The organism is Bradyrhizobium ottawaense (assembly GCF_900099825.1).
Classification (GTDB): Bacteria; Pseudomonadota; Alphaproteobacteria; order Rhizobiales; family Xanthobacteraceae; genus Bradyrhizobium; species Bradyrhizobium ottawaense_A.
On sequence record NZ_LT629693.1, the window covers coordinates 3,962,906 to 3,983,667 of the forward strand.

The 20,762-nt window shown below is 63.8% G+C and carries 19 protein-coding genes; 6 read left to right on the forward strand and 13 right to left on the reverse strand.

Annotated features, from left to right (window positions below; all coding sequences use genetic code 11):
* Positions 1-63 precede the first annotated feature (63 nt).
* Positions 64-591, forward strand: a complete 528-nt coding sequence (locus tag BLR13_RS18510; RefSeq protein WP_074820790.1) for an SH3 domain-containing protein — start codon at positions 64-66, stop codon at positions 589-591.
* A gap of 141 nt (positions 592-732) precedes the next feature.
* On the opposite strand, the gene irrA is transcribed toward BLR13_RS18510, so the two are convergent.
* On the reverse strand, positions 733-1,203 hold the full coding sequence (irrA, locus tag BLR13_RS18515) for an iron response transcriptional regulator IrrA (RefSeq protein ID WP_283806904.1): 471 nt from the start codon (positions 1,201-1,203) through the stop codon (positions 733-735).
* A gap of 351 nt (positions 1,204-1,554) precedes the next feature.
* Between irrA and fabA the strand changes: the two genes are divergently transcribed.
* From fabA to fabV, 3 genes are all read left to right on the forward strand, one after another.
* A complete protein-coding gene (fabA, locus tag BLR13_RS18520; RefSeq protein WP_074820786.1) occupies positions 1,555-2,076 on the forward strand; it encodes a 3-hydroxyacyl-[acyl-carrier-protein] dehydratase FabA in 522 nt (173 codons plus the stop codon).
* A gap of 55 nt (positions 2,077-2,131) precedes the next feature.
* Positions 2,132-3,355, forward strand: coding sequence for a beta-ketoacyl-ACP synthase I (gene fabB / locus BLR13_RS18525; protein ID WP_074820783.1), 1,224 nt, complete (start codon positions 2,132-2,134; stop codon positions 3,353-3,355).
* A gap of 84 nt (positions 3,356-3,439) precedes the next feature.
* On the forward strand, positions 3,440-4,612 hold the full coding sequence (gene fabV, locus BLR13_RS18530) for an enoyl-ACP reductase FabV (protein ID WP_074820779.1): 1,173 nt from the start codon (positions 3,440-3,442) through the stop codon (positions 4,610-4,612).
* A gap of 90 nt (positions 4,613-4,702) precedes the next feature.
* Here fabV and BLR13_RS18535 read toward each other — a convergent pair whose 3' ends face one another.
* From BLR13_RS18535 to rimP, 10 genes are all read right to left on the reverse strand, one after another.
* Complete coding sequence (locus BLR13_RS18535) at positions 4,703-5,299, reverse strand: glutathione S-transferase family protein (protein WP_074820777.1); 597 nt, start codon at positions 5,297-5,299, stop codon at positions 4,703-4,705.
* Between the two features lie 84 nt (positions 5,300-5,383).
* Positions 5,384-5,857 (reverse strand): GNAT family N-acetyltransferase, encoded by a 474-nt coding sequence (locus BLR13_RS18540; RefSeq protein WP_074831363.1) that lies wholly within the window; start codon positions 5,855-5,857, stop codon positions 5,384-5,386.
* A 173-nt stretch (positions 5,858-6,030) separates the two neighbouring features.
* On the reverse strand, positions 6,031-8,190 hold the full coding sequence (gene pnp, locus BLR13_RS18545; protein WP_074820774.1) for a polyribonucleotide nucleotidyltransferase: 2,160 nt from the start codon (positions 8,188-8,190) through the stop codon (positions 6,031-6,033).
* A gap of 283 nt (positions 8,191-8,473) precedes the next feature.
* On the reverse strand, positions 8,474-8,743 hold the full coding sequence (rpsO, locus tag BLR13_RS18550) for a 30S ribosomal protein S15 (protein WP_027538116.1): 270 nt from the start codon (positions 8,741-8,743) through the stop codon (positions 8,474-8,476).
* 2 nt (positions 8,744-8,745) lie between these two features.
* Positions 8,746-9,885, reverse strand: a complete 1,140-nt coding sequence (gene truB, locus BLR13_RS18555; RefSeq protein WP_074831361.1) for a tRNA pseudouridine(55) synthase TruB — start codon at positions 9,883-9,885, stop codon at positions 8,746-8,748.
* On the reverse strand, positions 9,885-10,298 hold the full coding sequence (gene rbfA / locus BLR13_RS18560) for a 30S ribosome-binding factor RbfA (RefSeq protein ID WP_027538118.1): 414 nt from the start codon (positions 10,296-10,298) through the stop codon (positions 9,885-9,887). The genes truB and rbfA overlap by 1 nt, the downstream gene beginning before the upstream one ends.
* A 183-nt stretch (positions 10,299-10,481) precedes the next feature.
* Entirely contained in the window at positions 10,482-13,142 is a 2,661-nt protein-coding gene (infB, locus tag BLR13_RS18565; protein WP_074820771.1) for a translation initiation factor IF-2, read from the reverse strand.
* 59 nt (positions 13,143-13,201) lie between these two features.
* Positions 13,202-13,885: an RNA-binding protein gene (locus tag BLR13_RS18570; protein WP_074820768.1), complete on the reverse strand. Its 684-nt coding sequence runs from the start codon at positions 13,883-13,885 to the stop codon at positions 13,202-13,204.
* Positions 13,886-13,960: 75 nt separating this feature from the next.
* Positions 13,961-15,571: a transcription termination factor NusA gene (nusA, locus tag BLR13_RS18575; RefSeq protein ID WP_074820767.1), complete on the reverse strand. Its 1,611-nt coding sequence runs from the start codon at positions 15,569-15,571 to the stop codon at positions 13,961-13,963.
* A 3-nt stretch (positions 15,572-15,574) separates the two neighbouring features.
* Positions 15,575-16,351, reverse strand: a complete 777-nt coding sequence (gene rimP / locus BLR13_RS18580) for a ribosome maturation factor RimP (RefSeq protein ID WP_074831360.1) — start codon at positions 16,349-16,351, stop codon at positions 15,575-15,577.
* Between the two features lie 336 nt (positions 16,352-16,687).
* Between rimP and BLR13_RS18585 the strand changes: the two genes are divergently transcribed.
* Positions 16,688-17,770, forward strand: a complete 1,083-nt coding sequence (locus BLR13_RS18585) for a DUF2336 domain-containing protein (protein ID WP_074820765.1) — start codon at positions 16,688-16,690, stop codon at positions 17,768-17,770.
* 213 nt (positions 17,771-17,983) lie between these two features.
* Positions 17,984-18,829, forward strand: a complete 846-nt coding sequence (locus BLR13_RS18590; RefSeq protein ID WP_074820763.1) for a phytanoyl-CoA dioxygenase family protein — start codon at positions 17,984-17,986, stop codon at positions 18,827-18,829.
* A 2-nt stretch (positions 18,830-18,831) separates the two neighbouring features.
* Here the strand turns inward: BLR13_RS18590 and BLR13_RS18595 are convergent, their stop codons facing one another.
* Both BLR13_RS18595 and BLR13_RS18600 read right to left on the reverse strand, forming a co-directional pair.
* Positions 18,832-19,578 (reverse strand): tRNA (guanine(46)-N(7))-methyltransferase TrmB, encoded by a 747-nt coding sequence (locus tag BLR13_RS18595; protein ID WP_074820762.1) that lies wholly within the window; start codon positions 19,576-19,578, stop codon positions 18,832-18,834.
* Positions 19,575-20,702, reverse strand: coding sequence for a M20 family metallopeptidase (locus BLR13_RS18600; protein ID WP_074820761.1), 1,128 nt, complete (start codon positions 20,700-20,702; stop codon positions 19,575-19,577). The genes BLR13_RS18595 and BLR13_RS18600 overlap by 4 nt, the downstream gene beginning before the upstream one ends.
* Positions 20,703-20,762 lie beyond the last annotated feature (60 nt).

Below are 20,762 nucleotides of genomic sequence, written 5' to 3' on the forward strand. Positions count from 1 at the left end.
CGTAAGCAGGGCGTTTCAACTCGAAGAATTCGAGTTGGCAGTATTTCGGCAGGAGATGGGTTGATGGCGTGGGGGCGTTTCTGTTCGGTGGCGGTGCTGGCGGGTTGCTGGCTGGGCGCATCGGTCAGCACAGGATTTTCGGCCAAGGATACGGCCACGACCAGCAGCGGCCTGCCGGTGCCGCGATATGTCAGCCTCAAATCCGATCATGTGAATGTCAGGGCCGGTCCGACCAAGGATAACGATGTCGCCTGGGTCTATACCCGCTCGGGCCTGCCGGTCGAAATCACCGCCGAATTCGAGAACTGGCGCCGCGTGCGCGACTCCGAGGGCGCCGAGGGCTGGGTCTATCATTCCCTGCTGTCCGGCCGTCGCACCGCCGTCGTCACCATGAAGACCAAGGACGAACTCGCGCCGCTCTACGATCGCGCCGATCCGGACAGCGCGGTCGCGGCCCGCCTGCAGGCCGGCGTCGTCGCCCAGGTCAAGAAATGCACCAGCGGCTGGTGCCGCGTCATCGGCAGCGGCTTCGACGGCTGGATCGAGCAGCAGCGGCTGTGGGGTGTTTATGCCGACGAGAAGGTGGAATAGCCAAGCTCGCGCGTCATTCGTAGGGTGGGCAAAGCGAAGCGTGCCCACCATCAACGACGGCAGTCCGGGAAAGACGGTGGGCACGGCGCAAAGGCGCCTTTGCCCACCCTACGGCTTTTCAGAATGTGAGAATGAAAGCGCTCAGCGCTTCTTGCGCAGCCGCACGACCATGTCGACGCGGGCGATCTCGTAGCCTTCGGGCACATCCGGCATCCGGTTCAGCACCAGGTGCGGATCCGGAATGTCGACCAGCTCGTGATTATTCTCGAGATAGAAGTGATGATGCGCCGTGACGTTGGTGTCGAAATAGGTCTTGGTGCCGTCGACGCTGACCTGGCGCAGCAGACCGGCATCGGTGAGCTGGTTGAGGGTGTTGTAGACGGTGGCGAGCGATACCGGGACCTTCGCCAGCGTCGCTTCCTCGTAGAGCATTTCCGCGGTGAGGTGGCGCGCGCCCTTGCCGAACAGCAGCCAGCCGAGCGCCATGCGCTGACGGGTCGGCCGCAGGCCGGCCGCCTGCAGCATTTCGTTGACATCATGCCAGGGACAGCCGGTCAGCGCCGGTTGATGACCGGTACCGTGGGCGGCCGGATCAATGGCGTCATCGTTCAAGGTCTGCTCGTTTATATCCACGTCGGGCACCGCACTCGATCACTCGGGTAATATTCTTACCGAATATAGGGACGAAATATTCCAGATGCAAGTTTTTCGCAACTAGAACGGACCCAGGGTTAAGGAGAACCCGCATGGCAACGCGGCATTTTAGCCCTTTCCAGCGCTTTGCCGCCCGCCAAGGCCTATGTTACAGAGCGCGCGGACCACATATGCGATTTCGGCAGAGGCAATCGCCGATAGCACCCTAAGTAGCGCCAATTTGCGGGAAGCAAGTGAGTTTCCCGTGGGGAGACCGGTCCGGTTCACTCGAAAGCGCTCCATCGGGATATCTAACTAGAGGCTGAATAGATGCTGGAGCGGCGCAGCGGTTACGAATACGAGGATTTGCTGGCATGCGGCCGGGGCGAGATGTTCGGCCCGGGCAATGCGCAATTGCCGCTGCCGCCGATGCTGATGTTCGACCGCATCACCGACATTTCCGAGACCAGCGGCGAGTATGGCAAGGGCCTGATCCGCGCCGAACTCGATGTGAAGCCGGACCTCTGGTTTTTCGGCTGCCATTTCAAGAACGATCCGGTCATGCCGGGCTGTCTCGGCCTCGACGCGATGTGGCAAATGGTCGGCTTCTACCTGGGGTGGATCGGCGGCGAGGGACGCGGCCGGGCGCTCGGTCTCGGCGAATTGAAGTTCTCCGGCCAGGTGCTGCCGCAGGCCCGCAAGGTTGTGTACAACATCGACATGAAACGGGTGATGCGCTCAAAGCTGGTGCTCGGCGTTGCCGACGGCTGGCTTTCCATGGATGGCGAGATTATCTATCGGGCGAAGGACCTGAAGGTCGGGCTGTTCAAGCAGGGCTCCGCTCCCACTTGAGCAGCGCGGTCAACGACATCATCACAGAACAACATAACTGCAGGGCGAGGCGATCATGAGGCGGGTTGTCATCACGGGGATGGGGATTGTCTCATCCATCGGAAACAACACCCAGGAAGTGCTGGCGAGCCTCCACGAGGCGAAATCCGGCATCACCCGGGCGGAGAAATACGCCGAGCTCGGCTTCCGTTCGCAGGTGCAGGGCGCGCCGACGATCAATCCGGCCGATGTCATCGACCGGCGCGCGATGCGATTCCTCGGCGAGGGCGCGGCGTGGAATCACATCGCGATGGAGCAGGCGATCCAGGATTCCGGACTGACGCCGACCGAAGTATCCAACGTCCGCACCGGCATCATCATGGGCTCCGGCGGACCGTCGGCGCGCACCATCGTCGAAGCCGCCGATATCACCCGCACCAAGGGACCCAAGCGGGTCGGACCGTTCGCGGTGCCGAAGGCGATGTCGTCGACGGCGTCGGCGACGCTCGCGACCTGGTTCAAGATCAAGGGCGTGAACTATTCGATCTCGTCGGCCTGCGCGACCTCGAACCATTGCATCGGCAATGCCTATGAAACGATCCAGATCGGCAAGCAGGACGTGATCTTCGCCGGCGGCTGCGAGGAACTCGACTGGTCGCTGTCGGTGCTGTTCGACGCCATGGGCGCGATGTCCTCGAAATACAATGCGACGCCCGCCACCGCCTCGCGGCCGTACGACGTCAGCCGCGACGGCTTTGTGATCGCCGGCGGCGCCGGTGTCGTCGTGCTCGAAGAGCTCGAACGTGCCAAGGCGCGCGGCGCGCGCATCTACGGCGAAGTGATCGGCTACGGCGCGACGTCTGACGGCTACGACATGGTGGCGCCGTCGGGCGAAGGCGCCGAGCGCTGCATGCGCATGGCGATGGAAACCGTTAAAACGCCGATCGACTACATCAACCCGCATGCGACCTCGACGCCGGCCGGCGATCCGCCGGAAATCGAGGCGATCCGAAAAGTGTTCGGGACCGGCGACAAGTGCCCGCCGATCTCGGCGACCAAGGCGCTGACCGGGCACTCGCTCGGCGCCACCGGCGTGCAGGAAGCGATCTATTCGCTGCTGATGATGAACAACGGCTTCGTCTGCGAGAGCGCCAACATCACCGAGCTCGATCCGGTGTTCGCCGACATGCCGATCGTGCGCAAGCGCATCGACAACGCCAAGCTCGGCACCGTGCTGTCGAACTCGTTCGGTTTCGGCGGCACCAACGCCACACTGGTGTTCAAGCGGATGGATGCGTAGTTCGCTTTTGCCACTTCTCGCTTGCGGCGGGAGGTCGGCAGGCAGCGAATCAAGACCTTGCAACAATCCGAAAATGGGGTGGGCATGATTATCGAACCGCGCGTGCGAGGCTTCATCTGCACGACGGCACATCCGGTCGGCTGTGCCACAAATGTCCGCGAGCAGATCGCCTATGTTCTTCGCCAGGGGCCGATTCCGGAGTGTCCCAAGCGCGTCGCCGTGCTCGGCTGTTCGACGGGTTACGGCCTCGCCAGCCGCATCGTTGCGACCTTCGCCGGGGGCGCGGAGACCATCGGCGTGTCGCTGGAGCGCGAGCCCACGGCAACCAAATCGGGCAGCGCCGGCTGGTACAACAACCGCGCATTCGAGATCGAGGCTCAGAAGATCGGTCGGTCCCCCCTCACGCTGGAGGGCGACGCCTTTTCGCACGACATGAAGAAAAACTTCATCGACCGTGTCCGCGAACGGTTCGGACAGCTGGACATGCTGGTCTACAGCATGGCCGCTCCGGTCCGGACCGACCCGGACACCGGCCAGACCTATCGTTCGGCGATCAAGCCGCTGGGCGCCCCCGTCGAAATCAAGACCCTCAACACTGAAACCGGCGAGGTCTTCGAGACCACCATTGCGCCGGCGAGTGAGGATGAAGCGGCGGCCACGGTCGCGGTCATGGGAGGCGATGACTGGAAGCGCTGGATCGACCAGCTCGCGGACGCCGGTGTTCTGGCGCCGGGCTTCCGGACACTCAACTACACCTATATCGGCAGCGAACTGACCTGGCCGATCTACTGGAACGGCACGCTCGGTCGCGCCAAGGTCGATCTCGATCGCAAGGCGGAAGCGATCCGGGGCCGGCTCGGCCCGGACGCGGCCCGCGTTGTGGCGCTGAAGGCCGTGGTCACCCAGGCGAGTTCGGCCATTCCGGTGGTGCCGCTCTACGGGACGGTGCTGTTCAAGGTGATGAAGAAACTCGGGCTCCACGAAGGCTGCATCGAGCAGATCGATCGCCTGTTCCGGACGCGCCTTGGCGCGAATGCACCCGTCGACGAAGCGCAGCGTCTGCGGCTCGACGACTGGGAGCTTTCGCCCGAAGTTCAAAAGGAAGTGTCGCGCCGATGGCCGCTGCTTTCGACGGAAACGCTCGGCGAGTTGGCGGACCTTGGCGAATACAAGAGCCAGTTCCTGCGCCTGTTCGGATTTGGCATCGACGGCGTCGATTACGCGCAGGACGTCGATCCACGTGTCGTCCCAGGCTAAGGCGGCTCGGCGCAACGCTGCGCGGGGGGCTCGTTTCTACTTTGCATGGGGTTGTTTTCGCTATTTTGTGTCAGAGCCGCCCATCATGCCCTATCCCGCAGCGATCTTCTCCGCGCGCTGGAACGCCGGCCGCTCCATGCAGCGGGTGATGTAAGCGTCGAACGACGGCCGCGACGGGATCATCTTGAACAGCCGCACCGCGAAGTTCAGCCCCGAGCCGATGACGATGTCGGCCGCCGAAAACGTCTCGCCGAGAATCCACGGGCCTTTCTCCAGCGCGTTGTCGAGCACGTCGATGACGCGCTGCGCGTCGCCCCAGCCGGCGGCGACCGGATTCATCTCGATCTTGGTCGCGATCTGAACCATCGCGGGCTCGATGCAGCCGGGGCCGAAGAACAGCCAGTAGAGATACCTTGCCCGCAGCGGATCGCCGAGCGGCGGCGCCAGTTTCGCCTCGGGGTAACGCTCGGCGACGTAGGCGCAGATCGCCGCGGCTTCCGCCAGCGCCGTGTCGCCGTCCTTCAGCGCCGGCACCTTGCCCATCGGATTGATCGCCAGATATTCGACCCGCTTCTGCGCGCCGGTGGAAATATCGGTCAGCACGCGCTCATAAGGCTGCCCGGTTTCTTCCATCAGCCACAGCGACGAGAACGAGCGAGAGCGGGGCGACCAGTAGAGCTGCATCATGGCGATGGTTCCTTGTGGGTCTGTCGATGCTGTTGTGCTGAGATTCGACGGAACGTGCAAGCCAGGCAATAGGGCGAAGAGACGCTATGTTTGGTGTTGCGCTGTTGCCGGCTGCTGCCAGCGATAATATTTCATCACAAAGCCGGTCATCGGCTCGACCTGCTCCTGCTCGAACACGAATCCCTCGCGCTCGTACCAGCGCCAGGCCTTTTCGTTCTCGCGCACGCAACGCAGGAAGATTTCGTCCGGCATATGTTGTCGCGTAAAGGCCAGCAACTGGCGTCCGACGCTGCGGCCCTGATATTCGGGTGCTACGAACAACTGGTCGAGATAGCGCTTGGGCAGATGCATCGCGAGCATCGCCGCCAGCCTTCCGTTGTCGTCGGCGACGAAGAGGCTCCAGCCATTCTCGACCTCCATCGGGACGCGGGCGCGCAATTTGGCCAGCAGGAAATTGCTGGCGTGCTCGAGCCCGGTGGATACCCAGCTCTCCATCCACACCCGGGCGACCTCGTCGTATTCGTCCGGTCGGGCGGGACGGATGGTCGGCAGCGGCATCGACAGGTCCACGACAAGAGTAAAATTCGCGGCGATATTATCGCGAGGGCGCGGAACTTCAATCGGTTGCTGCGGTCCGCTTCGCGGGGGCCTGCGCAAGGCCACGAACAAGGCGACAAGCAAAAAGGGCGGCCTTTCGGCCGCCCTTCGTTGTTCGTGATTTGCGTTGAGGCTTACTCGCCAGCGGCTTCGCGCGGGGCGGAAGCTTCCGCCGCCTTCTGCTTGGCTTCGAGGTCCTCGCCGGTCGCCTGATCGACCACCTTCATCGACAAGCGCGTCTTGCCGCGATCGTCGAAGCCGAGCAGCTTGACCTTGACCTTGTCGCCTTCCTTGACGACGTCGGAGGTCTTCTGCACGCGCGCCGAAGCGAGCTGGCTGATGTGAACCAGGCCGTCCTTGGCGCCGAAGAAGTTCACGAACGCGCCGAACTCCATCACCTTGACCACGGTGCCCTCGTAGATCTGGCCGATCTCCGGATCGGAGGCGATCGACTTGATCCACTTGATCGCGGCCTTCATCGCCTCGCCGTCGTTGGAGGCGACCTTGACGGTGCCGTCGTCCTCGATGTTGACCTTGGCGCCGGTCTTCTCGACGATCTCGCGGATCACCTTGCCGCCGGTGCCGATCACTTCACGGATCTTGTCGGTCGGGATCTTGAAGGTCTCGATCCGCGGCGCGTATTCGCCGAGCTCGGCGCGCGCGTTGGTGAGTGCCTTCGACATCTCGCCGAGGATGTGGATACGCCCATCCTTGGCCTGGCCGAGGGCGACCTTCATGATCTCCTCGGTGATGCCCTCGATCTTGATGTCCATCTGCAGCGAGGTGATGCCCTGCTCGGTGCCGGCCACCTTGAAGTCCATGTCGCCGAGATGATCCTCGTCGCCGAGAATGTCGGACAGAACCGCAAAGCGCGAACCTTCCAGGATCAGGCCCATCGCGATACCCGCGGTCGGCCGCTTCAAGGGAACGCCCGCATCCATCAGCGCCAGCGAGGCGCCGCAGACCGACGCCATCGACGACGATCCGTTGGATTCGGTGATCTCCGACACCACGCGCACCGTGTAGGGGAATTCGTGGTGCGGCGGCAGGATCGGATGGATCGCGCGCCAGGCCAGCTTGCCGTGGCCGATCTCGCGGCGCTTGGTGCCGCCGAGGCGTCCGGTTTCACCGACCGAGTAGGGAGGGAAGTTGTAGTGCAGCAGGAACGTCTCTTTGTAGGTTCCCGACAGCGCGTCGATGTACTGCTCGTCCTCGCCGGTGCCGAGCGTGGTCACGACCATCGCCTGGGTCTCACCGCGGGTGAACAGCGCCGAGCCGTGGGCACGGGGCAGAATACCGACTTCGGCGACGATGTTGCGGACGGTCTTGGCGTCGCGGCCGTCGATGCGCTTGCCGGTGTCGAGGATGTTCCAGCGAACGATCTTGGATTCGAGTTCCTTGAACACCGCGGCGATGCGCAGCTTGTTGTGGCTCGACTCCTGCCCTTCCGGGAAGTAGTGCGCCATCACCTTTTCCTTGGCCTTGCCGACCGCGGCGTAGCGGTCCTGCTTGACCGGAATTGCGTAGGCCGCGCGCAGCTCCTGCTCGATCAGGCCGAGCATTTCCTTCTCGATCGCGCTTTCGTCGATGACCTTGACCTCGCGCGGCTCCTTGGCGGCCTTCTCGGCCAGTTCGATGATCGCCTTGATCACCGGCTGGAAGTGACGGTGGCCGAACATCACGGCGCCGAGCATGATGTCTTCGTTGAGCTCCTTGGCTTCCGATTCCACCATCAGCACGGCGTCGGCGGTGCCGGCGACGACCAGGTCGAGCTGGGTATCGACCATCTCGTCGAGCGTCGGGTTGAGCACGTATTCGTCATTGGCGAAGCCGACGCGGGCGGCGCCGATCGGGCCCTTGAACGGGGCGCCGGAAATCGTCAGCGCCGCGGACGCCGCCACCAGGGCGACGATGTCGGGATCGTTCTCCATGTCGTGCGACAGCACGGTGACGATCACCTGGGTTTCGTTGCGCCAGCCGTCAACGAACAGCGGACGGATCGGGCGGTCGATCAGGCGGGAGACCAGCGTCTCCTTTTCGGTCGGCCGTCCTTCGCGCTTGAAATAGCCGCCGGGAATGCGGCCCGCGGCGTAGGTCTTTTCCTGATAGTCGACGGTGAGCGGCAGGAAGTCGACGCCTTCGCGCGGCGACTTGGCGGCAACCACGGTCGCGAGCACGATGGTCTCGCCATAGGTCGCCATCACGGCGCCGTCGGCCTGACGCGCGATCTTGCCGGTTTCAAGCTTGAGGGGACGTCCACCCCAGTCGATTTCGACTGAATGAGCATTAAACATAGTGGTCTTCTTTCATGGGTTCACGAGAGAACGGTGCCCTCAAAACACAAAGACCATGCGCAAGATTGCGGGACGCTGATCGGAATGATCAGCGTCCGGCGATCCTGCCATGGTCTTTATATTTCGGATGGCGTCCATCCTCTCGGTAGTCACGGGCATCTTGCCCCGTCCAGCGGCCGGATTGCTGCTGAACGTTATTGCGCATGATCGTCTCCAGGAAATCTGGAGTCCGGTCTCGGAAAACCATGCGAAAACGCGCGCAAACCTTGCGCGCGTGAACTGATCAACGACGAATATTGTGCTTTTCGAGCAGCGCCTTGTACCGCGCCTCGTCCTTCTTCTTGATGTAATCGAGAAGGGAACGGCGCGTCGACACGAGCTTCAGGAGGCCGCGGCGTGAATGATTGTCCTTCACGTGGGTCTTGAAGTGGCCCGTGAGGTTGGTGATGCGTTCCGACAGGATCGCAACCTGGACCTCCGGCGAGCCGGTGTCGCCGGCCTTGTTGGCATTCGTCTTGATGACTTCCGCTTTGCGTTCGGCGGTAATCGACATCGTCAAACTCTCTCGTTGTTGCGACCGGAACTGGCAGTCAGTCCGGTCAGGTTGAACACGCGCTTGGGGATGAGTTCGCCATTGCCAATTTCGGCGAGGGCCAGAAGCCGGCCTGCCACCGTGACATAGACTGTGCCGCTACTATTGGGCGCATCCCGTCCGCGCAACAAAACGGCCTGGCCCCTGTGGAGCCTTGCCGCATCAGCCCGTGTGACGGCCAGTGCCGGGATGTCGTCCAGCGCGGTCTCAACGGGCAAAAGCGCGTCGGCGAGGCTTCCCTCGCCCGACGCGGCTCTATTGCATAAAGCCTCCAACTGTTCCAGCGGAATCATGTCCGCCTCGCGGAATGGCCCGACCAGGGTCCGCCGCAGCGCGCAGATATGGCCGAAACAGCCCAGAATCCGGCCCATATCGCGGGCCAGGGCCCGCACATAGGTTCCCTTGCCGCACTCAGCCTCGAACACGGACAGGCCATCATCTCCATGTTCCACAAGGGACAATTCGTGAATCTCGACCGGCCGGGGCTTCAATTCCACGGTTTCGCCGTCCCGCGCCAAGTCGTAGGCGCGCTCGCCCTGCACCTTGATGGCGGAATATTGCGGCGGGATCTGCTCGATCACGCCGGTAAAGCGCGGCAGCAGCGCTCGGATCGCGTCCGCGGACGGTCTCTCGGCAGAGGTCTGGGTGACCCGGCCTTCGGTATCGTCGGTATCGCGTTCCTCGCCCCAGGCGACCGTGAAGCGATAGCGCTTGCGGCCGTCCATCACGAAGGGGACGGTCTTGGTGGCTTCGCCGAGCGCAATCGGCAGGCCGCCGGAGGCCAGGGGATCGAGGGTGCCGGCGTGTCCGGCGCGCTTGGCCTGGAACAGGCGCTTGAGAACGGCGACCGCGTGCGTCGAGGTCATGCCGATCGGCTTGTCGAGGATCACCCAGCCGTGGACGTCGCGCTTGTCGCGCCGCGGCTGGTTGTTCTGGCGCGGTTGCTTGCCCGGACGCTGATCCTGACGTGCATCCTGGCGCGGATCGTTGTTGCCACGGCGCGCCTCGTCGCCGTGCGATTGATCGGTAAAAATATTTTTCGGGACATCATGCGATTCGGTGTTTTCCGCACCGATCACGCTGTCAGCGGTCGTCACAATCATCATTCGTCGTCCGAATCGGGTGCGAGGTCTCTTTGCACCGCAGGTGTTCGCAGTAATTTCTCGATACGTTCCGCTTCGTCGAATCGTTCGTCGGTGCGGAAGCGAAGATCAGGGGAAAATTTCAGGTTAACGCGGTGCGCGATCTCGCCGCGCAGGAACTTCTTGTTGCGTTCGAGCGCGGCCAGCACCACGTCGGTGTCGCGGCCGCCGAGCGGCATCACGTAAACGGTGGCGAGTTTCAGGTCGGGCGACATGCGTACCTCGGGAACCGTAATGATGTGGCCTTCGAGATCGGGGTCGTGGACGTTACCCTGCGACAGAATATCGGCGACCGCATGGCGTACGGTCTCGCCGACGCGCAATTGCCGTTGCGAGCCGCCGGGAGCGGAACTCTTGTTGTGGTGACGGGGCATTAAAGTCCTCGAAAACAAATCGTGATGGCCGGGCTTTTCCCGGCCATCCACGTCCATTTACCTGCTGAATTCCTGGAGACGTGGATGCCCGGCACATCAAAGCGAAGACGCGCTTCGCGCTGTTGGCCGGGCATGACGTCGAACTATTTCGATATCCTTCTGACGCAGCCGTAAGGTTCAGACTTACAGACTGCGCTGGATGGTTTCCACGCGATAACACTCGATGATGTCGCCGGGACGCATGTCGCCGTAATTTTCGAACGCCATGCCGCATTCCTGGCCGGACTGCACTTCCTTCACTTCGTCCTTGAAGCGCTTCAGTGTCGAGAGCTTGCCTTCGTGCACGACGACGTTGTCGCGAATCAGGCGCACATTGGCGCCGCGTTCCACGGTGCCGTCGGTGACGCGGCAGCCGGCGACCTTGCCGACCTTGGAAATGTTGAACACTTCCAGGATCTGGGCATTGCCGAGCATGGTTTCGCGCAACGTCGGCGCGAGCAGGCCGGACATCGCCTTTTTGATGTCGTCGACGAGATCGTAGATGATGTTGTAGTAGCGGATCTCGATGCCGTTGCGTTTTGCAGCGGCCGCGGCTTCCTTGTTGGCGCGAACCGAGAAGCCGATGATCGCGGCGTTGAAGCCTTCCGCCAGCGTGACGTCGGACTCCGAGATGCCGCCGACGCCCGCATGCAGGATGCGCGCTGCGACTTCGTCGGTGCCGAGCTTTTCCAGCGAGCCCAGGATCGCTTCGAGCGAGCCCTGCACGTCGGCCTTCACGATCAGCGGGAATTCCTTGCGGCCCGCGGTCTTGAGCTGCGACATCATCTGTTCGAGCGAGCCGCGCATGCCGGAAATCGAGGCGGCGGCGTTCTCGCGCTTCTGGTGGGCGCGATAGCTCGTGACCTGGCGGGCGCGGGCTTCGTTCTCGACCACCGCGAGGCGATCGCCGGCTTCCGGCGGACCGTTGAAGCCGAGCACTTCGACCGGGACCGACGGTCCGGCCGCGGTGAGGTTCTCGCCCTGATCGGAGATCAGCGCGCGGACGCGGCCCATTTCGGCGCCGGCCACAATGATGTCGCCGACCTTCAGCGTACCGCGCTGGACCAGCACGGTCGCAACCGGACCGCGGCCGCGATCGAGCTTGGCTTCGATCACGGTGCCTTCGGCCGGACGTTCCGAATTGGTCTTGAGGTCGAGCAGTTCGGCCTGCAGCGCGATCATCTCGAGCAGCTTGTCGAGATTGGTCTTGTTCTTGGCGGATACCTCGACGTCGACGACGTCGCCGCCGAACGATTCGACCTGCACTTCGTGCTGCAGCAGTTCGGTGCGCACGCGCTCCGGCTTGGCATCGGGCTTGTCGATCTTGTTGATCGCCACGATCATCGGAACCTTCGCCGCCTTGGCGTGGTTGATCGCCTCGATGGTCTGCGGCATGACGCCGTCATCGGCCGCCACCACCAGGATCACGATGTCGGTGACCTTGGCGCCGCGCGCGCGCATCGCGGTGAACGCGGCGTGGCCGGGCGTATCGATGAAGGTGATCTTCTTGCCGCTTTCCGGCGAGGTCACCTGATAGGCGCCGATATGCTGGGTGATGCCGCCGGCTTCGCCGGAGACCACGTTGGCGTGGCGCAGCGCGTCGAGCAGCGAGGTCTTGCCGTGGTCGACATGGCCCATCACGGTGACGACCGGCGAACGCGGCTCGGTATCGGTGGAGTCTTCGATGACGTCGAACAGGCCTTCTTCGACGTCGGACGCCGCGACGCGCTTGACGCTATGGCCCATTTCCTCGGCGATCAGCTGCGCGGTGTCGGCATCGATCACGTCGGTGATCTTGTGCATCGCGCCCTGCTTCATCAGCAGGCGGATGACGTCGACCGCGCGCTCGGTCATGCGGTTGGCGAGTTCCTGGATCGTGATGGCTTCCGGAATCGTCACTTCGCGGATGAGCTTTTCCTTCGGCTCGTTGGCGGCGTGTCCCTTCAGGCGCTGGGTGCGGCGGCGGAACGAGGCGATCGAACGCTCGCGCACGTCGTCGGCAGTGAGCGCGGTGACCAGCGTCAGGCGGCCGCGGTCCTTCTGCGGTCCGGGCTTGTGGGTCGTCTTCGGCGGTACCGCGGGGCGCATGGCGCCGCCGGGGCCGCGACGGATCTGGCGCGGACCTTCATCCTCGTCGGAAGCATCGGCGGCGACGCCGGGGGCACGCGCCGGCGGCACGGCCGCTGATGTGGCCGGACGGGCGCCGGCCGGGCGGGCTGCGCCAGGGCGCGCCGTCGCCGGAGCGGCGGCGGCTGCCGTCTTGGCCTCGGCTTCGCCAAATCGCTTCTTGGCCTCGATTTCCGCCTTGCGCTTGGCTTCCTCTTCCAGCCGGTGCCGTTCTTCCTCGGCCTTGCGGCGGGCTTCGGCGGCTTCGCGTTCGGCCTGCTCGATGCCTTCCTTGCTCGAGCGGCGCTTGGCCTCTTCCTCAGCGATCCGCCGCTCTTCGATTTCACGTACCTTGGCGTCGGCCAGCGCGCTGGCGCGCGCGGAGCGCTCATCTTCGGTCAGGGTGCGCAGCACGACGCCGGAACCGCCGCGGGGTGCTGCGGGTGCGGGCCGCGAGAGCGGCGCCTTGACGGGCGCTGCTGCCGGCTTCGGAGCGGCTACGACCGGCTCGGGCGCATGGGTTTCGGTCGCCGGCGCGTCGCCGCCGACGCGGCGCTTGCCGCGCTTTTCGACCACGACCTGCTTGGTCCGGCCGTGGCTGAAGCTCTGGCGGACGGTGCCGGTCTCGACGCGCGGCTTGAGCGTCAAGGTTTTGCTGACACTCAAAGTCTTGTCGCCAGGCGTTTTGGTATCAACCATTCAGCAGTCCTAATCTTGTTGCGTGGTGCGTATCCGCACAGTCTTTGAAGCTGTCTTCGTTAGTCAGAATTTCTGGCCGCATTGGCGGTCTTGTCGTCATCGGCCATCCGGTATCGGACCAGGATTTGGCAGCGCGACAGGAACGTCTTGCGCGCCGGGCCCGCGAGCAGGGCAGCATGTATCACATTTGACCGCCCCAGTGCCAAATCCAATTGTTCGGACGCTAAAACAGTAACGATCGGAAAAACCGGCGATTCACCGGAATTTCCGCCTCTCTGCCCGGCGATCGCGTCCAATTTGCGGATTCCGTCGGGGGCGCCGTCAGAAGCGTGGATCAGGGCTGCGGCCTGGCCGTGCTGGAGGGCGCCCTCGACCTTGCTGAAGCCGGAAACCACCTGGCCGGCCTTGGCGGCCATGGCCAGCGCGTCGGTGCAACTTCGGACCAGCAACGCCTCGGTATCGTCGGGGAGGGTTGCCGCGGCCCGGACCTGGCGCTTGAACCCCTTGCTAAATTGGTTACGCCGCACCGCTTCCGCAACGGTCCAGTGCGATGCCGAGACCCACAGGCCGCGGCCGGGCAGTTTGCGCTTGAGGTCGGGGATTACTTCGCCCGTGGGCGAGACGACGAACCGGATCAGTTCGTCGATCGGGCGTACCTCGCGGCTGACCGCGCACATCCGCATGGTCGCGGACCTGTCGGTCCGCGGTCCATTGTCGAGATCGGGGTCAGCCAAAGCGAGCATGCCTGTTCGGTCACTCCAGTCATCTGCGCACGGGATGCGCGCAGAAACGGTATGGGGCGTTGCGGAACACCCGCACTACGCCGTTTCGTCTTCAGCAGCCTCGGCCGTCTCCGCCTGCTTGGCGAGGTCGGCCTCGGTGATCCAACCGGCAATGACGCGCGCCTGCATAATCATGCGCTCGGCATCGTCGCGGGAGGTCTCGTTGGCATCGAGAATGCCGGGGTGCTTGGTCGGCTCGCCGCCTTCCTTGCGCTCAGTCCAGCCGACCAGGTCGTCGGTGGCGCAGCCGGCCAGATCCTCGACCGACTTGATGTCGTTCTCACCGAATTTCACCAGCATCTTCGAGGTTACGCCGGGCACCGTTTTCAAAGCGTCATCCACACCGAGTTCCTTACGTTTGTTTTCCAGCTCCGTCTCGAGCTGTTCCAGATATTCTCTTGCCCGGCTCTGCAGCTCGTTGGCGGTTTCGTCGTCAAAACCCTCGATGCTGGCCAGCTCCTTGGCGTCGACCAGCGCGAGTTCCTCCACCGAGGTGAAGCCTTCCGAGGCCAGCAACTGGCCGACCACTTCGTCGACATTCAGCGCTTCCATGAACACCCGCGTCGAGTTCTCGAAATCGGCCTGGCGGCGTTCGGATTCTTCCTGCTCGGTGAGAATGTCGATGTCCCAGCCGGTCAGCTGCGAGGCGAGCCGCACGTTCTGGCCGCGACGGCCGATCGCCAGCGAGAGCTGGTTGTTGGTGTCGGGCACCACGACCTCGATCCGCTCGCGCTCTTCGTCGATCACGACCTTGGCGACTTCGGCAGGCGCCAGCGCGTTGACGACAAAGGTCGCGATGTCGGGCGACCACGGAATGATGTCGATCTTCTCGCCCTGCAATTCATTGACAACCGCCTGGACGCGCGAACCGCGCATACCGACGCAGGCGCCAACCGGATCGACCGAGGAATCCCTTGAAATCACGCCGATTTTCGCGCGCGAGCCGGGATCGCGGGCCACCGCCTTGATCTCGACGATGCCGTCATAGATTTCCGGCACTTCCTGCGCGAACAGTTTTGCCATGAACTGCGGATGGGTGCGCGACAGGAAAATCTGCGGTCCGCGGGTTTCGCGGCGGACGTCGAAGATGTAGGCGCGGACGCGGTCGCCGTTGCGGAACACTTCGCGCGGCAGCATTTCGTCGCGGCGCACGATGGCTTCACCGCGGCCGAGATCGACGATGACGCTGCCATATTCGACGCGCTTGACGACGCCGTTGACGATGTCGCCGATGCGGTCCTTGAATTCCTGGTACTGGCGGTCGCGCTCGGCCTCGCGCACCTTCTGCACGATCACCTGCTTGGCCGACTGCGCGGCGATGCGACCATATTCCAGCGGCGGCAGGGTGTCGGCGATGGTGTCGCCGACCTGGGCGCCGGGATTGGCGCGCTGCGCATCCGCCAGCGAGATCTGGTTCGACGAGTTCTCGACCTGTTCGACCACCAGCATGTGGCGCGACAGCCGCAGCTCGCCCTTCTTGGCGTCGATCTCGGCGTGAACGTCGGTCTCGCTGCCGTAGCGGGCACGGGCGGCCTTGGCGATGGCGTCTTCCATCGCGGCGATCACGATCGAACGATCGATCGATTTTTCGCGGGCGACCGCGTCCGCGATCTGCAGCAGCTCGAGTTTGTTGGCACTGACTGCCATGGCCTAGTCTCCTTCAGTAGGATCGAATTCGCCCCCGGGCAGTCCTTGCGCGGCGAGGCGGTGTTTCTTGGTATTCTTCGGTAGCGGCTTCTTCAGCGGCTTATTGAGTGTCTTGGGCTTCGGCTTGTTGCTCTTGGCCGGATCGCTCTTCTTTGCGTGCGGCGGTGACGGCGGCGCGAGCCCGAGATTCTGCTTGAGTTCGCGCTCAGCCTGCTTGCCGCGCCGCATCGATTCCGCGACCAGCTCGTCGGTCAGGACCAGCCGCGCATCGGAGATGTCTTCCATGACAAGCAGCACGTCGGCATCTTCGTCGCTGCGTATGTCATCGCGATGTAGCCGCACCGCATCGCCCTCGACGCCGGCGAGATGTCCGCGGAAGCGCTTGCGGCCCTGATGGGCGACCGCCATCTCGATCTTGACGAGATGACCGGCATAACGCTCGAAATCGGTACGGCGCACCAGCGGACGGTCGATGCCCGGCGACGAAATTTCCAGCCGATAGGCCCGCTCGATCGGGTCGGCGATATCCAGCACCGGCGACAGCGCCCGCGAGATCGCCTCGCAATCCTCGATCTGCATCGTTCCGTCGGGCCGTTCGGCCATGATCTGGACCGTGCAGCCGGCCTCGGCGGATATCTTGATCCGGACCAGCCGGTAGCCCAGCCCCTGCAAAACCGGCCCGGCAACCGCCGAAACCCGCGCGGCCACGCCCGGCTCGACGACGAGACGGGGCTCGGCCAAGAGGTCAATATCCACGGAGCCAGTAGTTGGATCGGTCATGTCGAGGGTCAAAAGCGTCTTGTTTACAAGGGTTTAAACCGGGCTCAATCGCGCCCGGCCGGTTCCCTGAACTTGGCCTGTCGCCCGCTCGGGGCTGGGGATCGCTCAGGTAATAAAAAAGAGCGGGTCCGGAGGGGCCCACTCTCGATACGCGATCGTATGAGAACGATAAGTTGCCGCGGATATAGCGGTTTTCACGCAATCCGGCAAGGCCTGCGCGGCATCGGCGGGCGATTTTGCGAGGTTTCCCGCCGACCCCCAAAACCTAACCCTTCATTCACATACGATGCCTAGATTGCCCGAAAACCAGCCAATTCGGCCGGTTTGGATGGGTTGATGACCACCGCGGCAACGCTGATCCCGGAACTTGACGACATTGTCCGGCGCGGCGGCCCAAAACGCCGGGCTGACGCTGCGCGGCGGGTTAGCGAATTATTCCTGCAGGGTGCCGCCAGTTTCCGCGCCGATCACGTCGATCTGTTCGATGGGGTGCTGACCAGCCTCGTTCCCCATGCCGAACTTGCCGCGCGCGCCAGCCTGGCCGAGCGGCTGTCGTTGCTGGTCAACGCGCCGCGCGGACTGGTCGGCCAGCTCGCGCGTGAGGATGAAATTGCGATCGCCGGGCCGCTGTTGCGGCGATCTCCCGTGATCGACGACCAGACGCTGATCGCGATTGCCCAGGCAAAAGGTCAGGACCATCTGCTGGCGATGACGGAACGGCGGGCGCTCTCGTCCGATCTCACCGACGTCATGGTTCGCCGCGGCGACCGCGACGTCGTCAGGGGCGCGGCCGGCAATGCCGGCGCGGCGTTCTCGTCGGACGGTTATTCGACATTGATCAAGCGTGCCGGCCAGGACGGCGTACTGACGCTCAAGGTCGGTCAGCGCGACGATCTCTCGGCCGAGCAGTTGAAGGATCTGCTGTCCGGATCGGTCGACGTGGTCCGCCGCCGTTTGTTCGAAGTGGTCAAGCCGGCCCGGCAAATGGCGATCAAGCGGGCGATGAACGAAATCTCCGGCGTCGTGGAGCGGGTCGACGGTAACCGCAATTTCGAGCCGGCGCAGCGCACGATCCTTGCCTTGCATCGCGACGGCGCACTCGTCGAAAGTGCGCTGCTCAACTTTGCCAAGGCAAATAAATACGAGGAATCCATCGCCGCGCTGGCGGCGATGACCGGCGTGAAGATCGCCACCCTCGATCGCCTGATCGCCGGCGACCGCTACGATCCGATCCTGATCGCCGGCAAGGCGGTCGGTCTGGAATGGGCCACCGTGCGTGCCCTGATCCTGCTCCGGCTCGGCCCGAACCGGGTGGCGTCGCCGTCGGATATCGAAAGCGCGCGCGTCAATTTCGCGCGCCTGATGCCTTCGACCGCCGAGCGTGTGGTTGGCTTCTGGAAGACCCGCCCGCCGGCCTGACGTATTTCTTCCGTCATTGCTGTGCGAAGCGACGCGATCCATGAGGCCTCAAGCAAAGTGTGGATTGCTTCGCGGAGCCTGTCATCGGGCGCGCATTCGCGCGACCCGTTGGCTCGCAATGACGGCGTTCGCTAAAATATCTCCCAAACCAATAATCAGCACGTTATGGTCGGGTAAAGACGCGGGACAGCGTCAAGCCGGGGAGCGCGAAAAATGCTGACGGACGTCCAGGTTCAAGCCCATGCCGATCGGATCCGCGATGACGGCTTCACCGTCATCGAACAGGCGGCGAGCCGTGAACTGGTCGAAGGCTTGAAGCAGGCGCTGGAGCGCATCGAGCGCGAGCATCATCTTGGCCCGGCGAAAACCTCGTTCGAGGGCTTCAAGACCGTGCGCATCAATAATCTCCTCACCTATGACGATCTGTTCTGGGAAGTGCCGCTGCACGAGAACGTGCTGCCGGTGGTCGAGCGCGTGCTCGACAGGGAATGTTTGCTGTCCTCGTTCTGCTCGCTGGTGCTCGGCCCCGGCCAGGAAGCGCAGCCGATCCACGAAGACACGCAGTTGATCCCGCTGCCGCGTCCGCACATTCCGATCACCATCAATGCGATCTGGGCGCTGTCGGATTTCAGGGACGACAATGGCGCGACGCGAATTCTGCCGGGCAGCCACAAACTCGCGTCCTCGCCGGAATACGGCAAGGAATATGACGCCGTCACCGCCACCATGCCGGCCGGCAGCGTGATGCTGTTCGACAGCGCGCTCTGGCACGGCGGCGGCGCCAACACGTCCGATGCGCGGCGGTTTGCGTTCTCCTGCGCCTATTGCTGGGGCTGGATGCGGCAGCAGGAAAACCTGCAGCTCGGTATTCCCCAGGACACCGCCAGGCGATTTCCGCGGCGGCTGCAGGAGCTCTGCGGTTACAGCGTCTACAAGGGACAGTTCGGTCACATCGACAACCACGATCCGATCGAACTGCTCGGCCGTGAGCGCGGCAAGCGCATGGTGTGGGAAGCCACCGACGCGAGAAAAGCGCGGATGGCGGAAGTGAAGGGCTGAAGCTACCCCGCCCTGCGAAAGCGTAAATACGCCGCCACGCGGCCCTCGCGTTCGGCCTTGCGGCCGTAGCGGGTCATGGTGTAGCCGTCCCACGGCTGACGCCAGTCGATCGCGCGCTCCGCGGTCCAGAGAAAATCCGGCGAGCGCAGCAGATGCGCCAGCGTCCACGCGCAGTAATCGTCGATGTCGCTGACGAAACGAAACTCGCCGCCGGGCTTGATGATGCGTGCCATCGCGGCGACCGTTGCGTCCTGCACGAAGCGGCGCTTCCAGTGCCGCCGCTTCGGCCAGGGATCGGGATGGATCAGGTCGATCCGCGCCATCGATTGCGGCGGCGCCCAGGCCAGCAATTCCGCGGCGTCGCCGGCATAGAGGCGGATGTTGCCGATGTTGAGGGCTTCGATCTGCGTCAGGATCTTCGCCATGCCGTTCACATACGGCTCGCAGCCGATGAACCCGACCTGCGGAAAGGCCTGCGCTTCGGCGATCAGATGTTCGCCCCCGCCGAATCCGATTTCGAGCCTGACATGGTCGATCTCGCCCTCGAACAGTTCGGCGAGATTGGACGGCGCAGCGCCGCCGCCGATATCGAGCGCCAGATGCGGCAGCAGGTTGCCGATCAGGTCGGCCTGGTGATTGCGCAGCTTGTGACCCTTGCGCCGGCCGAAGAACGACCCGCGCGCATGCGCCGACGCGCCGTCGTCCGGCGGCGTGTCCTGATCGTCGGGCTCGCTGACGGGGGCGATCATCGCAGCGTCTGGTACAGCCGGTGCAACAGCCGTGCCCGCGGCTCGATCGACGAGATGTACATCTGCTCGTAATGGGTATGCGCGCCCTGGCCGTCGACGCCCAGACCGTCGAGGGTCGCGGTATGCGGCGCGGTGAAATTGCCGTCAGAGCCCCCGCCGGTCGCGGTGTCCACCAGCTCGAAGCCGATTTCGGCCGCCAGGGTTTTGGCGTGCTCGTAAAGTGCGGCGCCGGCGTTGCCTTTTTCATAGGGCGGGCGATTGAGCTCGCCGACCACCTTGACGCTGACGCCTTCGGTGCGTGATTTCAGATTGAGGATCCTTGGAACGAGTTCGTCGGAATCGGCGGTCGTCGGCACCCGCATGTCGACCTCCGCATAGGCCTCTTCCGCAATCACGTTCGGCTTGGTGCCGCCGCGGACGACGCCGACATTGACTGACACGCCACGCTTGAGGTCGTTCATCGCTTCCAGCGTCTGGATGATGTTGCCGAGTTCGCGGATCGCGCTGCGGCCGTCCTCGGGCCGGGTGCCGGCATGCGAAGGCACGCCCTTGATATAGATCTCGAAGCGCGCGACGCCCTTGCGTCCGGTGACGATCTTGCCGCCGTCGCGCGCCGGTTCGGTGACGAGCACGTATTTTGCCTTGCGGCCCTCTTGTTCGATCAACGCCCGCGATGTCGGGCTGCCGATCTCTTCATCGGACACGTAAAGCTGGGTCACGCCGAGCGGCGAGCGCGCAGGATCCGCGCAGACTTGGCGAAACGCGTGATAGGCGAGATAGGCTCCGCCCTTCATGTCGTAGATGCCGGGGCCGAAGGCGCTGTCGCCCTCGATCCTGAACGGCAGCCGCTCGATGAAGCCCATCGGATGCACCGTGTCGAGATGGCTCAGCACCAGGATTCCCGGTGCGTCCTGTCCCCATGACGAACGCGCGATGAGATGGTCGCCGCATCCGGAGCGGCCCGCGATCCGTTCGACGGTCGCGGGCAGGTCGCGATAGCCGCCGGCGACGAGGTCGGCGAGCTTGTTGACCTGTGCGGGCGCTTCGGTCGGGGTCTCGATCTCGACCCAGCGGCGGATGCCGTCGAGGATCGCTTTGGAGTCGAAGGGATTGATGTCTGTCATCGGCGCATCGTGATTGTCGGGCGAATTCGCCCGATGTCATGCGCTCACGCCGGTGGGTGC

What these genes read in the sequence shown, in the direction of transcription:
- BLR13_RS18510 (WP_074820790.1), top strand. Translation starts at nt 64, where the DNA reads ATGGCGTGGGGGCGTTTCTGTTCGGTGGCGGTGCTGGCGGGTTGCTGG.
- fabA (WP_074820786.1), top strand. Translation starts at nt 1,555, where the DNA reads ATGCTGGAGCGGCGCAGCGGTTACGAATACGAGGATTTGCTGGCATGC.
- fabB (WP_074820783.1), top strand. Translation starts at nt 2,132, where the DNA reads ATGAGGCGGGTTGTCATCACGGGGATGGGGATTGTCTCATCCATCGGA.
- fabV (WP_074820779.1), top strand. Translation starts at nt 3,440, where the DNA reads ATGATTATCGAACCGCGCGTGCGAGGCTTCATCTGCACGACGGCACAT.
- BLR13_RS18535 (WP_074820777.1), bottom strand. Translation starts at nt 5,299, where the DNA reads ATGATGCAGCTCTACTGGTCGCCCCGCTCTCGCTCGTTCTCGTCGCTG.
- BLR13_RS18540 (WP_074831363.1), bottom strand. Translation starts at nt 5,857, where the DNA reads ATGCCGCTGCCGACCATCCGTCCCGCCCGACCGGACGAATACGACGAG.
- pnp (WP_074820774.1), bottom strand. Translation starts at nt 8,190, where the DNA reads ATGTTTAATGCTCATTCAGTCGAAATCGACTGGGGTGGACGTCCCCTC.
- rpsO (WP_027538116.1), bottom strand. Translation starts at nt 8,743, where the DNA reads ATGTCGATTACCGCCGAACGCAAAGCGGAAGTCATCAAGACGAATGCC.
- truB (WP_074831361.1), bottom strand. Translation starts at nt 9,885, where the DNA reads ATGATTGTGACGACCGCTGACAGCGTGATCGGTGCGGAAAACACCGAA.
- rbfA (WP_027538118.1), bottom strand. Translation starts at nt 10,298, where the DNA reads ATGCCCCGTCACCACAACAAGAGTTCCGCTCCCGGCGGCTCGCAACGG.
- infB (WP_074820771.1), bottom strand. Translation starts at nt 13,142, where the DNA reads ATGGTTGATACCAAAACGCCTGGCGACAAGACTTTGAGTGTCAGCAAA.
- BLR13_RS18570 (WP_074820768.1), bottom strand. Translation starts at nt 13,885, where the DNA reads ATGCTCGCTTTGGCTGACCCCGATCTCGACAATGGACCGCGGACCGAC.
- nusA (WP_074820767.1), bottom strand. Translation starts at nt 15,571, where the DNA reads ATGGCAGTCAGTGCCAACAAACTCGAGCTGCTGCAGATCGCGGACGCG.
- rimP (WP_074831360.1), bottom strand. Translation starts at nt 16,351, where the DNA reads ATGACCGATCCAACTACTGGCTCCGTGGATATTGACCTCTTGGCCGAG.
- BLR13_RS18585 (WP_074820765.1), top strand. Translation starts at nt 16,688, where the DNA reads ATGACCACCGCGGCAACGCTGATCCCGGAACTTGACGACATTGTCCGG.
- BLR13_RS18590 (WP_074820763.1), top strand. Translation starts at nt 17,984, where the DNA reads ATGCTGACGGACGTCCAGGTTCAAGCCCATGCCGATCGGATCCGCGAT.
- BLR13_RS18595 (WP_074820762.1), bottom strand. Translation starts at nt 19,578, where the DNA reads ATGATCGCCCCCGTCAGCGAGCCCGACGATCAGGACACGCCGCCGGAC.
- BLR13_RS18600 (WP_074820761.1), bottom strand. Translation starts at nt 20,702, where the DNA reads ATGACAGACATCAATCCCTTCGACTCCAAAGCGATCCTCGACGGCATC.